14 protein-coding genes are annotated in these 13,375 nt (G+C 74.5%); 6 read left to right on the top strand and 8 right to left on the bottom strand.

Annotation, left to right across the window (positions count from 1 at the left end):
- Positions 1-89: 89 nt before the first annotated feature.
- Genes ACIG47_RS05250 through ACIG47_RS05240 form a run of 3 tightly spaced genes read left to right on the top strand, consistent with a single transcriptional unit; the run spans position 90 to position 3,192 of the window.
- A complete protein-coding gene (locus ACIG47_RS05250) occupies positions 90-1,535 on the top strand; it encodes a hypothetical protein (protein ID WP_397429912.1) in 1,446 nt (481 codons plus the stop codon).
- Complete coding sequence (locus ACIG47_RS05245; protein ID WP_397429911.1) at positions 1,529-2,839, top strand: molybdopterin-dependent oxidoreductase; 1,311 nt, start codon at positions 1,529-1,531, stop codon at positions 2,837-2,839. Before ACIG47_RS05250 ends, ACIG47_RS05245 begins: the two co-directional genes overlap by 7 nt.
- Positions 2,836-3,192 (top strand): hypothetical protein, encoded by a 357-nt coding sequence (locus ACIG47_RS05240; protein ID WP_397429910.1) that lies wholly within the window; start codon positions 2,836-2,838, stop codon positions 3,190-3,192. Before ACIG47_RS05245 ends, ACIG47_RS05240 begins: the two co-directional genes overlap by 4 nt.
- Positions 3,193-3,247: 55 nt before the next feature.
- Here ACIG47_RS05240 and ACIG47_RS05235 read toward each other — a convergent pair whose 3' ends face one another.
- The 3 genes from ACIG47_RS05235 to ACIG47_RS05225 are packed head-to-tail and all read right to left on the bottom strand — an operon-like array spanning position 3,248 to position 5,249.
- On the bottom strand, positions 3,248-3,913 hold the full coding sequence (locus ACIG47_RS05235) for a class I SAM-dependent methyltransferase (RefSeq protein WP_397429909.1): 666 nt from the start codon (positions 3,911-3,913) through the stop codon (positions 3,248-3,250).
- Positions 3,910-4,587 carry a DUF2064 domain-containing protein gene (locus tag ACIG47_RS05230; protein ID WP_397429908.1) on the bottom strand — a complete coding sequence of 226 codons (678 nt, stop codon included), beginning with the start codon at positions 4,585-4,587 and terminating at the stop codon, positions 3,910-3,912. Before ACIG47_RS05230 ends, ACIG47_RS05235 begins: the two co-directional genes overlap by 4 nt.
- Positions 4,584-5,249: a glycosyltransferase family 2 protein gene (locus tag ACIG47_RS05225; protein ID WP_397429907.1), complete on the bottom strand. Its 666-nt coding sequence runs from the start codon at positions 5,247-5,249 to the stop codon at positions 4,584-4,586. The genes ACIG47_RS05230 and ACIG47_RS05225 overlap by 4 nt, the downstream gene beginning before the upstream one ends.
- Before the next feature lie 137 nt (positions 5,250-5,386).
- Here ACIG47_RS05225 and ACIG47_RS05220 point away from each other — a divergent pair, with 137 nt between their 5' ends.
- Entirely contained in the window at positions 5,387-6,112 is a 726-nt protein-coding gene (locus ACIG47_RS05220; RefSeq protein WP_397429906.1) for a response regulator transcription factor, read from the top strand.
- The gene (locus ACIG47_RS05215; protein ID WP_397429905.1) at positions 6,109-7,236 is read left to right on the top strand and encodes a sensor histidine kinase; all 1,128 of its coding nucleotides are present in this window, start codon (positions 6,109-6,111) and stop codon (positions 7,234-7,236) included. Before ACIG47_RS05220 ends, ACIG47_RS05215 begins: the two co-directional genes overlap by 4 nt.
- Before the next feature lie 33 nt (positions 7,237-7,269).
- On the opposite strand, the gene ACIG47_RS05210 is transcribed toward ACIG47_RS05215, so the two are convergent.
- Complete coding sequence (locus ACIG47_RS05210; RefSeq protein ID WP_397409718.1) at positions 7,270-8,280, bottom strand: NAD-dependent epimerase/dehydratase family protein; 1,011 nt, start codon at positions 8,278-8,280, stop codon at positions 7,270-7,272.
- Between the two features lie 174 nt (positions 8,281-8,454).
- Here ACIG47_RS05210 and ACIG47_RS05205 point away from each other — a divergent pair, with 174 nt between their 5' ends.
- Positions 8,455-9,255 carry an S-methyl-5'-thioadenosine phosphorylase gene (locus tag ACIG47_RS05205; RefSeq protein WP_397429904.1) on the top strand — a complete coding sequence of 267 codons (801 nt, stop codon included), beginning with the start codon at positions 8,455-8,457 and terminating at the stop codon, positions 9,253-9,255.
- 6 nt (positions 9,256-9,261) lie between these two features.
- Here ACIG47_RS05205 and ACIG47_RS05200 read toward each other — a convergent pair whose 3' ends face one another.
- The 4 genes from ACIG47_RS05200 to ACIG47_RS05185 all read right to left on the bottom strand — a co-directional run bounded on the left by ACIG47_RS05200 (position 9,262) and on the right by ACIG47_RS05185 (position 13,365).
- The gene (locus ACIG47_RS05200; protein ID WP_397409715.1) at positions 9,262-10,086 is read right to left on the bottom strand and encodes an alpha/beta fold hydrolase; all 825 of its coding nucleotides are present in this window, start codon (positions 10,084-10,086) and stop codon (positions 9,262-9,264) included.
- A gap of 216 nt (positions 10,087-10,302) precedes the next feature.
- On the bottom strand, positions 10,303-11,121 hold the full coding sequence (locus ACIG47_RS05195; RefSeq protein WP_397429903.1) for a carbohydrate ABC transporter permease: 819 nt from the start codon (positions 11,119-11,121) through the stop codon (positions 10,303-10,305).
- Complete coding sequence (locus ACIG47_RS05190; RefSeq protein ID WP_397429902.1) at positions 11,118-12,059, bottom strand: carbohydrate ABC transporter permease; 942 nt, start codon at positions 12,057-12,059, stop codon at positions 11,118-11,120. Before ACIG47_RS05190 ends, ACIG47_RS05195 begins: the two co-directional genes overlap by 4 nt.
- 1 nt (position 12,060) lies before the next feature.
- On the bottom strand, positions 12,061-13,365 hold the full coding sequence (locus tag ACIG47_RS05185) for an ABC transporter substrate-binding protein (protein WP_397409693.1): 1,305 nt from the start codon (positions 13,363-13,365) through the stop codon (positions 12,061-12,063).
- Positions 13,366-13,375: the final 10 nt, after the last annotated feature.

Below are 13,375 nucleotides of genomic sequence, written 5' to 3'. Positions count from 1 at the left end.
CGGCGCGGGGCCGTCAGGGATACCCATCGTCAGCCTTTCGTCAGGTCGTCCGGACCCCGTGGGCGACGGCCGGACGCCACGATGGAACCGTGACCCCCACCCCGCAGCCCGAGACCGCACCGGCGGCCGGACGGCGCCCCGCCGCCCTGCCCCCGGTCCCGCGCGCGACCTGGTGGGAGCGCCGCGGACCGGTCCTCGCGGTGTCCGCGTGGGCGGTGTCGGTCCCCCTGCTCTGGCTCGTCGGCGCGCTCCTGCGGTACGGCAGCGACGTGCCGCTGCTCACCGGGGCCGAACCCTTCGTGGGGCACTGGGTCGTCCGGACGGGGCCGGGAATCCTCGCCGCGGTCGTGCTCCTGGTCGCCGTCGTCCGGTACGGCCCGGGCCTCGCGGCGCGCCTGCCCTGGCGGGTGCTGCTGCTCGTCTCCTGGGCCGCCACCGCCGCCTGGGCGGTGGCGCTGGCCGTGATCACCTCGTGGAACGAGCTGACGGCGCCCGTCCGCGGGGAGCACGAGTACCTGCCCGTGGTCCCGTCGGCGGCCGCCGACCCCGCGGCGTTCCTCGCCGGCTTCGTCGACCACCTGCCCGACTACCCGATCCACGTGCGGGGCCATCCGCCCGGGCTCGTGCTGCTGCTGGCCGTGCTCGACCGCGCGGGGCTGGGCGGACCGGGCTGGGCGACGGCGCTCTTCGTCCTGGCCGGGGCGGCGGCCGTGCCCGCGGTCCTGGTCACCCTGCGGGCGCTCGAGCGAGGCCGCGCAGGCGGGACGACCCGGGGTGCAGCCGCCGAGGGCACCGCCCGGGCCGTCGTGCCCGCCCTGGTGCTGGCACCGGCCGCACTGTGGGTGGCGACGTCGGCCGACGCGTTCTTCGCCGGGGTGCTCGCGTGGGGCGTGGCGTTCCTGGCGCTCGCCTCCCGTCCGGGCAACGGCGGTACGCGGTGGGTGTACGCGGTCGCGGCCGGTCTGCTGCTGGGTGCCTGCCCGCTGCTGTCGTACGGCCTGCTCCACATGGGGCTGATCGCTCTCGCCCCGCTGCTGCTGACCCGCCGGGTCGCGCCCACCGTCGGGGCGGGTGCGGTCGCGGCAGGCGTGGTGGTCGCAGCCGGGCTGGGCGGGTTCTGGGTGTGGGACGGCATCGCCGCGACCCACGCGGTCTGGGCGCCCGTCGGGAACGCCCGGCCCTATCTCTACTTCCTGCTCGTGGACCTCGCGGTCCTGGGCGCCATCACCGGCCCCGCGGCCGTGGGCGGGCTCACCCGCCTGCGGCGGACCGGCACCGTCACCCGCGTCGTGGTGGGCCTCGCCCTGGCCGCCGCACTGTCGGGAGCGCTGCTCGGGTTCGAGCGCGGCGAGGTGGAGCGCATCTGGCTCCCGGTGGCGTTCTGGGTCGTCCCCGCGGCAGCCGGCCTCCGGGCGGCCCGCGGCGACCCCGCGGGTGCCGCGACCACCGCGTACGGCCCCGTGCCCGCCGCCTGGCTGTGGGCGCAGGGCGGCCTGACCATCCTGCTCGACACGATCCTGGAGTCACCATGGTGAACCGACCGCTGTCCACCTCCCGCCCGCCCTGGTTGCGGGTGCCCGAGCCCGCCGACTTCCGCTCCCCCGTCCACGACGAACGCGTCGTGGCCCGGCTGGGGGCGTTCCTCGGCGCCGCGATCCTGATCCTGTTCGTCACGGGTCTGGTCTCGCACCTGCACCAGCACCCCGTGTCGTGGCTGCCGTTCGGCCCGGAGCCCGTCTGGGCGTACCGGCTGAACCAGGGCCTGCACGTGGCGGTCGGCTTCGCCAGCCTGCCCCTCGTCCTGGCCAAGCTGTACACCGTCTACCCCCAGCTCTTCGTCCGCCCGCCGCTGACCGGGTGGCGGCACGCGCTGGAGCGCGGGTCCGTGGGCGTGCTCGTCGCGGCGACCGTGTTCCAGGTGGTCACGGGGATCCTCAACGTCTTCAAGCTCTACGTCTTCGGGTTCGGCTTCACCAGCGTGCACTACGCCACGGCGTGGCTGGCGTTCGGCGCCGCCCTCGTGCACGTGGGGATCAAGCTGCCGATCGTGCTCCGGGCGTTCGCGGCGTCGGCGCGGGACCTGGACGGTCCGGGCGCCGGTCCCCACGTGGCGGCGGGCACGGGACGACCCGCGGTGGACGGTCCGGACGCCGCGGACGGTCCGGACGCCGCCGGCGGTGCGGGCGCGCCGGAAGGCGAGGTCCCGGTACCTGCGGACACTGCCCCCGGCGCCGGGGCGACCCGCCGCGGCTTCCTGGGGTCGGTGGCGGTGGCCATTCTCGCGCTGACGGCCCTGACGGTGGGGCAGACCGTGACCCCGCTGCGTGCCATCGCGTTGCTCGCCCCGCGCGACCCGTTCGACGGCCCGCAGCGGCTGGCCGTCAACAAGACGGCCCGGGGCGCCCGGGTCGAGGAGCTGGCCACCGACCCGGACTGGGCGCTCGAGCTGGTCGGCCCCGCCGGCACGTCACGCCTGAGCCGCGTCGAGCTGCTCGCCATGGCGCAGCACGAGGCGGTGCTGCCGATCGCCTGCGTCGAGGGCTGGAGCGCCTCGGCGCGGTGGAGCGGCGTCCGGCTGCGTGACCTGGCCACGCTCTGCGGCGGGCGGCCCGACGATCCCGTCCACGTGGTGAGCCTGCAACCAGCGGGCACGTCCTACTCGACGTCCGACCTGCCGGGCTCCTACGTCGCGCACGACGACACCCTCCTGGCGCTGACGCTGGCGGGCGAGGACCTCCACCTCGACCACGGCTTCCCGGCGCGCATCATCGCGCCGAACCGCCCGGGCGTGCTGCAGACCAAGTGGGTCTCGCGCCTCGTCGTGGGGAGCGCGGCATGAGCGCGGCGACGGTGTGGTCACGCCGGGTGCTGGTCCTCGCCGGCACCGCCGCCATGGCCTGGTGGGCGTGGCTAGCCCTCACGTCGGTGCCGTCCCACTGGTGGCTGCTGTGGGCCGTCTGGCTGGCGGGTTCGGTGGCGCTGAACGACGCGATCATCGCCCCGCTGGTCATCGTGCTGGGCTGGCTGGTGCTCGTCTGGCTGCCGGCGCTCGCCCGCGACCGGACGCGGGGCCGCGTCGTCGCCGACGGTCCCGGGCGCGTGCGGGCCGGCGTGGTCCTGCGCGGCGCCGTCCTGGTGCTCGGGACGCTCCTGCTGGTCTGGTTCGTGGCCCTCTGGAGCGCGGCGCGCTGACGGGTGCGTCGAAGGCCGGGCCGGTCTCCCCGGCCCGGCCTTTGACGTGTCCGGCTCAGAACGGCTCGGCGGCCGACGGTGTCCGCAGCGACATCATCACGCGGCCCGCCAGCTCCCACTCCTGGGCCGTCGTGAGCCCCAGCTCCGCGCCGATCGCCCGCAGCACACGGCTGCCCGCGCGCGCCCACGGCATCGGGCGGGAGCGCCGCCCGTCCTCGGCGTGCAGCACCAGCGGGCCGGACACGTCGGTGTCGGGGTTTGGGTCGGCCTCCACCAGCACGAGGCCGCCCGGCCGGGCGAGCTCGCGACACCGCCGCAGCAGGGCGCGCGGGTCCCCGCCGATGCCGATGTTCCCGTCCGCCAGGAGCACGGTCCCCCACCGGCCCTCGCCGGGCACCGGCCCCTCGACGGCCCGGCGCAGGGCCACGGCACCGCGCGCGCGGGCGCGACGCACGGCGGCCCGCGACACGTCGATGCCGAGGGCGGGCACACCACGCACCGCGAGCGCCGCGGCGAACCTGCCCGGACCGCAGCCCACGTCGAGCACCGGCCCCTCGCACAGGGCCACGATCGCCTCGTCGACGGCGTCCCGCTCGGCGGTCCAGGCCGCGACGTCCACCGGTGCGACGTGGGACAGGTGCACGGCGGTCACCGGCGAGCCGCCGAGCGCCGCCTCGAACAGGACGAGCGGGTTCACCGGGCGCTGGGCCTCGGCGGTCATCCGCGGCGCTCCGGCCCCGCGCCGGCCGGCACCCGGTGCGAGACCGCGGCCCACGCGCGCGCGAACCGCGTCCCGGGTGCGGCGCGGGCCACGGCCGCGGCGTCGGGCACGGTGTCGACGTCACGCAGGGGCGGCAGGAGCCGGACTCGCAGGCCGGCACCCCGGAGCCGGTCGAGCTGCGCCTGACCCGTGACGGGTTCGGACATCGGGACGCCGTGGAACAGTGCGGGGTCCGGTCGGCGCAGGCCGACGGCCCAGTACCCGCCGTCGTCCGCCATGCCGAGCACCGCGTCGTGGCCGGCGAAGTCCACCGCGGGCAGGAGCGGGCCGAGCTGGGGCGTGTCCATGCCGACGAGCAGCGCGGGGCCCTGCTCGCCGTCGGGTCCGAGCACGTCGCCGAACGCCGCGGCGATCCGGCGGTCCAGCCCGCCGGAGGCCTGCGGGACCACCGTGACATCGGGCGGCACCCACGGCCCGGGGCGCCCGTCCAGCGCGAGCACGGTCCGCACCCCGGGCAGCGCGCGGACGGCGTCGAGCGTGTCCGCGAGCGCCGCCCGCGCCAGCCCGGCGGCCTCGGCCGCGGTGAGCCGGCCGATCAGGCGGGTCTTGACCTTGCCGGGCAGGGGTTCCTTGGCCAGCACCACGACGACCCGGGGCGGGGTGGGGCCGGTCACGAGGCGAGGACCTTCGACATGTCCTGGACGGCGTGCCAGGCGCCGAGCGGGGTGCCGGTCACCTTCGACCGGCCTCGCCGCGTGCGGTAGGGCACGTCCACCTCCGTCACGAGCCAGCCGGCCTCGGCGGCCGCGACGAGCGTCTCCAGGGGGTAGCCGCTGCGCCGGTCGCGCAGGCCGAGGGCGAGCAGGGGTTCACGCCGGGCGGCGCGCATGGGCCCCATGTCGCGGACGGCGACGCCCGTGCGGCGGCGTACGCGCCGGGCCAGCTCGGCGTTGGCCAGGCGCAGGTGCCAGGGCCAGGCGCCCGGCTCCGGGCGTCGGCGGCCGAGCACGAGGTCGGCCTGGCCGTCGAGCACCGGGCCGGTGACGCGGGGCAGGTCCGCGGGGTCGAGGCTCGCGTCGGCGTCGCAGAACGCGACCACGTCCGCGGTCGCGGCCTCCAGCCCGGCGGCGCACGCGGCGCCGTACCCGCGCTGCTCGGCCCGGACCACGAGGGCGCCGTGCTCACGGGCGACCTCGGCGGACCCGTCGGTGGACCCGTTGTCCACCACCACCGCACGCACCCCGTCCGGGAGGCGGGGAAGCAGCCAGGCGAGGCCCTCGGCCTCGTCCAGGCAGGGCAGGACCAGGTCCACGGTGGGGTCGGGTGTCGGCAGCATGTCCTCGACGTTAGGCGCCGGACCTGCACGGAGGTACGCCGACCGACCTGACAGATACCTGACGTCCGATGCCGTGGGGCGGCCTGTCCCCGTCGTGCGCCCGGTCCGGCCCGGAACGCCGTGGCTATGGTTTCCGTATGACAAAGGTTCTCGTGGTGGACGACGACGCCCTGGTGGCCTCCAGCGTCGCCGCCTACCTCACCGCGGCCGGCCACGACCCGCGCACCGCGACCGACGCCGCGGAGGGCGAGCGTGCGTGGCGGACGTGGCAGCCGGACGCGGTGGTGCTCGACGTGCGCCTGCCGGGCAGCTCGGGCCTGGAGATGCTGACCCGGCGCCGGCGGGACGGCGACGCGACACCGGTGCTCCTGCTGTCGGGTCTGTCGAGCGCCGACGACCGGGTGGTCGGCCTGGAGCACGGGGCCGACGACTACGTGACCAAGCCGTTCGACGCCCGGGAGCTCGTGCTGCGCGTCGAGGCGCTGCTGCGCCGCGGACCGTTCGACGTGCAGCACGCGCCCGTGCGCCTGGAGGTGGGCGGGCTGGTGCTCGACGGCGCCTCGCGCACGGTCAGCTACCGGGGCCGCGTGGAGGAGCTGACGCCGCGGGAGTTCGCGCTGCTGAGCTTCCTCGCCCAGCGGCCCGGGCACCCGTTCGGCCGGCGGGAGCTCCTGCGCCGGGTCTGGGGCTGGACGTTCGGCGACGACTCGACCGTGATGGTCCACGTGCGGCGGCTGCGCAGGAAGCTCGAGGACGACCCGGCCCGCCCCGCGCTGATCGTGAACCTGCGCGGCAGCGGGTACGCGCTGATGCCGGAGGCGGGTGCGCCCGTCGCCCCGGGCTCGACGGAGGCCGCGCGATGACCGACGTCCAGTTCATGGTGCTCGTCACCGTCGCGTGCTCGGTCGTGGCCGGCGTGGTGGGCATCGTCGCGATCCGGGTGGCCCGCCGCCTGTCGCTCATGCTCGCCCTGCTCCTGGCCGCGCTGATCCCGGTCGCCGCGGTGGTCGCGGCGCTGGCGGTCAACGTGTCGGCGATGTTCATCTCCCCGCACGACGCGTCGGTGGTCTGGCTCGTGCTCGGCACGGCGACCGTGCTGGAGGTGCTGCTCGCCCTGGCGCTGGGCCGGATGGTGGGCCAGGAGGTGCTGCTGGTCGCCGACGGCGCGCGGCGGCTCGGTCAGGTGCCGTTCCCCGGCGAGGACGCCCCGCCCGCGGCATACCGCGCGGCGGTGCCCGCCCCGGAGACGGCCGAGCTGGCGGCGGTGATGGCCGAGCTGGAGGCGACGCGCGCCCGGCTGGACGCGTCCCGTGCCGCCGAGCGGGCGGCCCAGAACGCACGCCGGCAGGTGGTCGGCTTCGTCAGCCACGACCTGGTCTCGCCGTTGTCGGGCATCCGCGCGGCGACGGACGGGCTGCGGGACGGCGCGTTCCCGGACCCGACCACGGCGCTGGACGGCATCGCCGCGGCCGTGGACCGGATGTCCCGGATGATCGGTGACCTGGGCGAGCTGTCCCGCTCGGACGAGCTGCCCCGCCGGGCCGCCCCCGGGCCCGTGGACATGGGCTCGGTGCTCGAGGGCGTGCTGGCGCACGCCCGCCCGGCCGCGGCGGAGCGCGGCGTGGAGCTCGCGGAGTCGGTGGCCGGGGACGTCCGGGTGCAGGGCGACCGGGACGAGCTGAGCCGGGTGCTGGACAACCTGGTGTCCAACGCGATCCGGTCCAGCGGCCCGGGCGGCCGCGTGCTGGTGGGCGTCACGAGCCAAAACGGCTTCGCCCGGCTCTCGGTGCGCGACACCTGCGGCGGCATCCCCGACGACGAGGTGCCGCACATGTTCCGCGCGGGCTATCAGGGTGACAAGGCGGGCGGCTCGGGCCTGGGCCTCGCCTACGTCGACCGGGTGGTCGACGAGCACGGCGGCAAGGTGTCGGTGCGCAGCACCAGCGCGGGCTGCGACGTCGAGGTGCGGCTGCCCGCCGCCGAGTGAGGCGCGGGCCCGCCACCGGACGAGGCGCGCGGGTCAGGTCAGGGTGGCCAGCCCCTCGGCCAGCCCCACGCGGGCGCGCCAGCCCAGGGCCGCGGCCGCGGCCTCGCTCGACGCGGTGACGTGCCGCACGTCGCCGAGCCGGTAGCCGCCGGTCACCACGGGTTCCGGCCCCGCGAGGAGCTTCGAGGTGACCTGGGCCATCTCGCCCACGGTGGTCACCACCCCGGAGCCGATGTTCAGCGGCGTCACGTTCCCCGCCGTCTGGGGTGCGGCGACCGCGGCGACCACCGCGCGGGCCACGTCACCGACGTGGACGAAGTCCCGGCGCTGCTGCCCGTCCTCCAGGACCGTCGGGGCCTCGCCCCGCTCGACCGCCGCGCGGAACAGCGCCGCCACCCCGGCGTAGGGGGTGTCCCGAGGCATGCCCGGCCCGTAGACGTTGTGGAAGCGCAGCGCGGTCGCGCTGCCACCGGTCTGCCGTGCCCACGCCGCGAGCAGCGCCTCGCCGTGGGCCTTGGTCGCCGCGTACACGTTGCGCGGGTCGAGCCGCGCGTCCTCGCCGACCAGGCCGGGCCGCAGCGGCGCCGAGCACACCGTGCAGCGTGGTTCGAACAGCCCCGCCTCCAGGTCCTCGGCACGGCGCGGCGGCGGCGCCACCTGGCCGTGCTCACGGCAGTCGTAGCGCCCCTCGCCGTACACGACCATCGAGCTCGCGTACACGACGTGCGGCACCTGCGCGGCACGCAGCAGGACGGCGGTGCCGAGGTCGTTGGAGGAGACGTAGTCGTCGATGTCTGCCAGCGACACCCCCAGGCCGACCTTCGCCGCGAGGTGCACCACCGCGTCGCATCCCGCGAGGACCCGCCCCACCACCTCCGGGTCGCGCACGTCGCCCACGACGGTACGCCCGTCGACCACCGGCTCCCGGCCGTGGACGTCCTCGCGCAGCGAGTCCAGCACCACCACCTCGTCGCCGCGCCGGGTCAGCTCCGCGACCACCTCCCGGCCGATGAACCCGGCTCCTCCCGTCACCAGCACCCGCATCCTCGTCCCCTCTCGCACGACGTCCCGTTCGTGGTGTCTCGTTCGTGGTGTCTCGGTCCTGGTGTCGAGTCAACCGCCGGGGACCGGCCCGCGCGAGCGCCTGAACCTGACCATCTGCTGACGGCGCGGCCGCGGCGCCCCTCCGGCGGGGACGTCCGGCCTAGCCTGGGCAGCATGAGCGCACCCATCGGGATCATCGGCGGATCCGGCATGTACGAGCTGCTGACGGAGACGGAGCCGGTCCACGTCGACACCCCCTACGGCCCTCCGTCGGAGGCCCCGGCCCGGGGCGTGCTCGGCGGACGCGAGGTGGTGTTCCTGCCGCGGCACGGCGCCGACCACCGGTTCGCGCCCCACCGCGTCCCCTACCGGGCGAACCTCTGGGCACTGCGCGCGCTCGGCGTCCGCCAGGTCGTGACGTCGTGCGCGGTGGGCGGGCTCGTGCCGGAGCTGACCGCCGGGACGGTCGTCGTGCCGGACCAGGTGATCGACCGCACCTGGGACCGCGAGCACACCTACTACGACGTGGAGGGCCCCGTGGTCCACGTCCCGTTCGCCGACCCGTACTGCCCACGCGGCCGGGCCGCCGCGGTCGCGGCGGCCCAGGCCGGCCCGCTGCCGGCCGTGGACGGCGGCACGATGGTCGTCATCCAGGGCCCGCGGTTCTCGTCGCGCGCGGAGTCGAGGCGCAACGCCCGCGACGGCGGGACGCTCGTCAACATGACCGCGATGCCCGAGACCGCGCTGGCCCGCGAGCTCGCCCTGTGCTGCACCACGCTCGCGCTCGTCACGGACGCGGACGCCGGCGTCGAGGGCGGTGAGCACGTCACGCAGGCGGCGGTGCTGGAGCTGTTCGCACAGAACGTCACGAAGCTCGCCGGCGTCCTGGAGGCCACGGTCGCGGCCCTGCCCGACGACGAGTGCACTTGCCACCAGGTGCTCGACGGCCAGAAGCTGCCGATCACCCTGCCCTGACCCCGGTCAGGACCGGATGAAGTCCAGCAGGTCGGCGTTGATGACGTCCGCGTGCGTGGTCGGCATGCCGTGCGGGAAGCCCTCGTAGGTCATCAGCGTGCCGTTCGGGAGCAGCTCGGCCGACTTCGGGCCGGCGTTGGCGTACGGGACGATCTGGTCGTCGTCGCCGTGCATCACCAGCACCGGCACGGTGATCGCGCGCAGGTCCTCCGTGAAGTCGGTCTCGGAGAAGGCGGCGATGCCGTCGTAGTGCGCCTTCGCGCCGCCCGCCATGCCCTGGCGCCACCAGTTGCGCACCAGCGGTTCGCGCGTCTCGACGCCGGGCCGGTTGAACCCGTAGAACGGCCCTGCCGGGAGGGCGTGGTAGAACTCGGCGCGGCTGGCGGCGAGCTGGGCCCGCAGGTCGTCGAACACGCTCTTCGGCAGCCCGTCGGGGTTCGCGTCGGTCTGCACCATGAGCGGCGGCACGGCGGCGATGATCGCCGCCTTGGCCACCCGGTCCGCACCGTGCCGGGCGATGTAGTGCACCACCTCGCCGCCGCCGGTGGAGTGCCCCACGTGCACGGCGTCGTGCAGGTCGAGGTACGTGGTCAGCGCGGCGAGGTCGGCGGCGTAGTGGTCCATGTCGTGGCCGTCCGCCACCTGCGTCGACCGGCCGTGTCCCCGCCGGTCGTGGGCGATCACGCGGTAGCCCTGCTGGAGGAAGAACAGCAGCTGGGCGTCCCAGTCGTCCGACGACAGGGGCCAGCCGTGGCTGAACACGATCGGCTGGCCGCTGCCCCAGTCCTTGTAGAAGATCTCGACACCGTCGTCCGTGACAATCTTGGGCACGTTCCCGTCTCCCTTCGCGGTGCGAGGCGCCACCTCGCCCGGCAAGGCTCCTCGGGGCCGACGCGGCGCCGGTCCCGCCCCCTACGACAGGATCCGACGGCGCGGCGGTGCGCGCAGGGCGGGCGGGGGCACACGGGACAGAAACCCGGGTGATAACCCGCGAGGCGGGCGACCCGAGGCCGTCACGCGCCCATGATCACACAGGCCAGGGCCGCGCTACTCCTTCACCGACCCGGCCGTCAGGCCCTCCACGATCCAGCGGCTCGCCACCGCGAACAGCACCATGGTCGGCAGGATCGTGAGCACCGCCGCGGCCGACATCGGGCCCCAGGCGATGTTGAACGTCGAGATGAACCCGTTGAGCGCCGCCGGGATGGTCTTGGTGGCGTCGGAGTTCAGCAGGACGACGGACAGGAACAGCTCGTTCCAGCAGTTCACGAAGTTGAAGATGAACGCCGCGGCGATCCCCGGGGCCATCACCGGCACGAGCACGCGGAACAGCGCGCCCAGGCGCGAGCACCCGTCGATCATCGCCGCCTCCTCCAGCGCGTCGGGCATGTTCTCGAAGAACCCCCGCAGCATCACGGTGGAGAACGGGATGCACATGGCCACGTAGACCAGGGCCAGCCCCGGCCGGGTGTCGACCAGTCCCAGGTCGGACAGCATCGCGTACAGGGGCCCGAGCGCGATGAACGCCGGGATCATCTGGGTGAGCAGGAACGCCCCGAGCACCGCACCCTTGCCGCGGAACTCGAACCGCGCCAGCACGTAGGCGCTGAGCAGGGCGATCAGCGTCGCCGTGCCCCCGGCCAGCAGCGCGACCGTCAGCGAGTTGCCGATGAAGGTGCCGAAGCTCGACGTGGCGAACAGGTCGGTGTAGTTGGCCGTGGACGGTTCGGACGGCCAGTACTCCAGCGGCCACCGGTTGATGGACCCGGGCGCCTTGAAGGACGTGACCACCACCCAGTAGAGCGGGAAGAGCGTGATGACCAGCCACAGCGCGAGTCCCGCGACCCGGACGACGCGCCCCGTCATCGCTGGTTCACCCGCTTCATGGCCACGAGGTAGAACGCGCAGAACACGAACAGCACCACCATGACGGCCAGGCCGATCGCGCTCGCCAGGCCGTAGGAGCCCTGCTGCGTGTACTCGATCATCCAGGTGGTCACGATGTGCGTGCGTCCCGCGGGGCCGCCGGCCGTCATCGCATAGATGATCTCGGGCGAGTTGAACGTCCAGATCGCCCGGAGCAGCACGGTGAGCGCGAGCGTGGTCCAGATGTACGGGATCACGATCGAGAAGAGCCGGCGCACGGTCCCGGCGCCATCGATGGCGGCGGCCTCCAGCACCTCGTCGGGCACCGACTGGAGCGCGGCGAGGATCATGATCGCGAAGAACGTCACGCCGTACCAGACGTTGGCGACGATGACGGCGACCATGGCCAGCGTCGGGTCGGCGAGCCACGGCAGGGGCGCGTCCACGAGGCCCGCCTTCATCAGCAGGTCGTTCACGACGCCGAACTCCGCGTTGAACATCCAGCGGAAGAGCATGCCCACCAGGAAGCCGGAGACCGCCCACGGGTAGAACACCAGCGCCTGGTAGAGCCCGCGGAAGCGGAACCGGCGCCACAGCGCCAGGGCCACCAGGAACCCGATCACGAGCTGCGGCACGATCGAGCCCACGACCCACACCACGGTGTTCCCCGCGACGACGGGGAACACCGGGTCGCCCAGGATGGTGAGGAAGTTGCCCAGACCCACCCAGGGCGTCGAGGTGAGGTCCCACAGGTTCCAGTCCCGGAACGCCATCTGCGCGCCCTGGAGCATGGGGAAGTACGTGAACCAGCAGACGAAGACGATGGCCGGGGCGAGGAACCCGAGGATCGTCAGCGCGTGCCGGAGCCCGAAGGGCGTACGACGCCGGGGCACGCGTGGCGCACCGGCACGCGGCGGACGGACGGCGGTGGCGGTCACGTCAGCTCTCCGACGCGTACTTCTCGGTCCAGAACGTGTCCCACTCCCCGAGCAGCTCGCTCGTGGTCATGTCGCCCAGCAGCACGGCCTGCAGGTCCTGGTCGGCCTTCTGCTCCCACTCTGTCCACCAGCTCACGCCGCGCGGCTGCACCACGTTGACGTACGTCTCCGGGTCCTCGGTCATGGTCACGTAGCTCGACCACGGGCCCTCGGAGTAGAACGGGTCCTCCCCCGCGCCGTCGATGATCGGTACCAGGCTGTTCTCCTGCGCGAACCGGGTGGCCGGCTCCGCGCCCGACAGGAACTCGACCAGGTCGGCCGCCTCGGCCTGGTGCTCGCTCGCCTCCGCGACGCCCCAGCCCGCGGTGGCCAGCGGCTGCGCCGCCTTGCCGGTGGGGCCGGTCAGCAGCGGCGCGGTGGACCACTGGTCCTCGGTGACGGTCGTCGACTGCGACACCGTGGCGATGACCTCGGGGTCCTGGAGCAGGAACGCCGTGGAGCCGTTGGTGAAGCCCTCGACCATCTCGGGGTAGCCCCACGACACGGCGGACGGCGGCGACGCCTGGTCGAACAGGGCGAAGTAGGTGTCGACGGCGTCCTGCGCCTCGGGCGCCGAGAAGATGGTGGACCCGTCCTGCAGCAGGTAGGCGTTCTCCACGTCGAGGTCGTCGATCGTGTACGCCTCCACGGCGGCCACCACGTTGCTGAACCCGTTCTGGCCGCCGCGGAACGCGTAGCCGTAGGTGTTCTGTCCCGGGTCCTGGATGGCGGTGGCCTGCTCCAGCAGGTCCTCCCACGACGCCGGCGGCCCGTCGAAGCCCGCCTCCTCGACGAGGTCGGTGCGGTAGAACAGCGACAGCCCGTAGAAGCCGTACGGCACGTAGTAGCGGGCACCGTCGGGCGCGGTCACGGCCTGCGCGTTGTCGGTCAGGTCGTCCCAGCCCGCCCACTGCGGGGCCTCGTCGGACAGGTCGTGCAGCCAGCCGTTGTTGCTGAACGCCCCGACGGTGCTGTCGCGGACCTCCAGCACGTCCACGCCGCGGCCGGACTGGAGCATCTGCTGGAGCTTCTGGTCGGCCTGGTCGGTGGGCGGGGACACCAGGTCGACGGTGACGCCCGGGTTCTCCGCCTCGAACTCGTCCAGCAGCTCGCGGATGAGCGCGGTCCGGGCCGGGTTGGTCAGGCTCTCGACCATCTGCAGGCGGACGGTCCCGTCGGCGGCGGACCCGCCTCCGGAACACGCGGTGAGGGCGAGCAGGCCGATCGTGGCCAGGCTCGCGGTGACGGCAGCTCGGGTGCGGTGCACGGGCGCACCT

It is taken from the genome of Promicromonospora sp. NPDC052451, from assembly GCF_044547525.1.
GTDB lineage: Bacteria > Actinomycetota > Actinomycetes > Actinomycetales > Cellulomonadaceae > Promicromonospora.
Note: the sequence above shows the minus strand (reverse complement) of the source record. Positions and strands in the feature narration are given on the sequence as shown.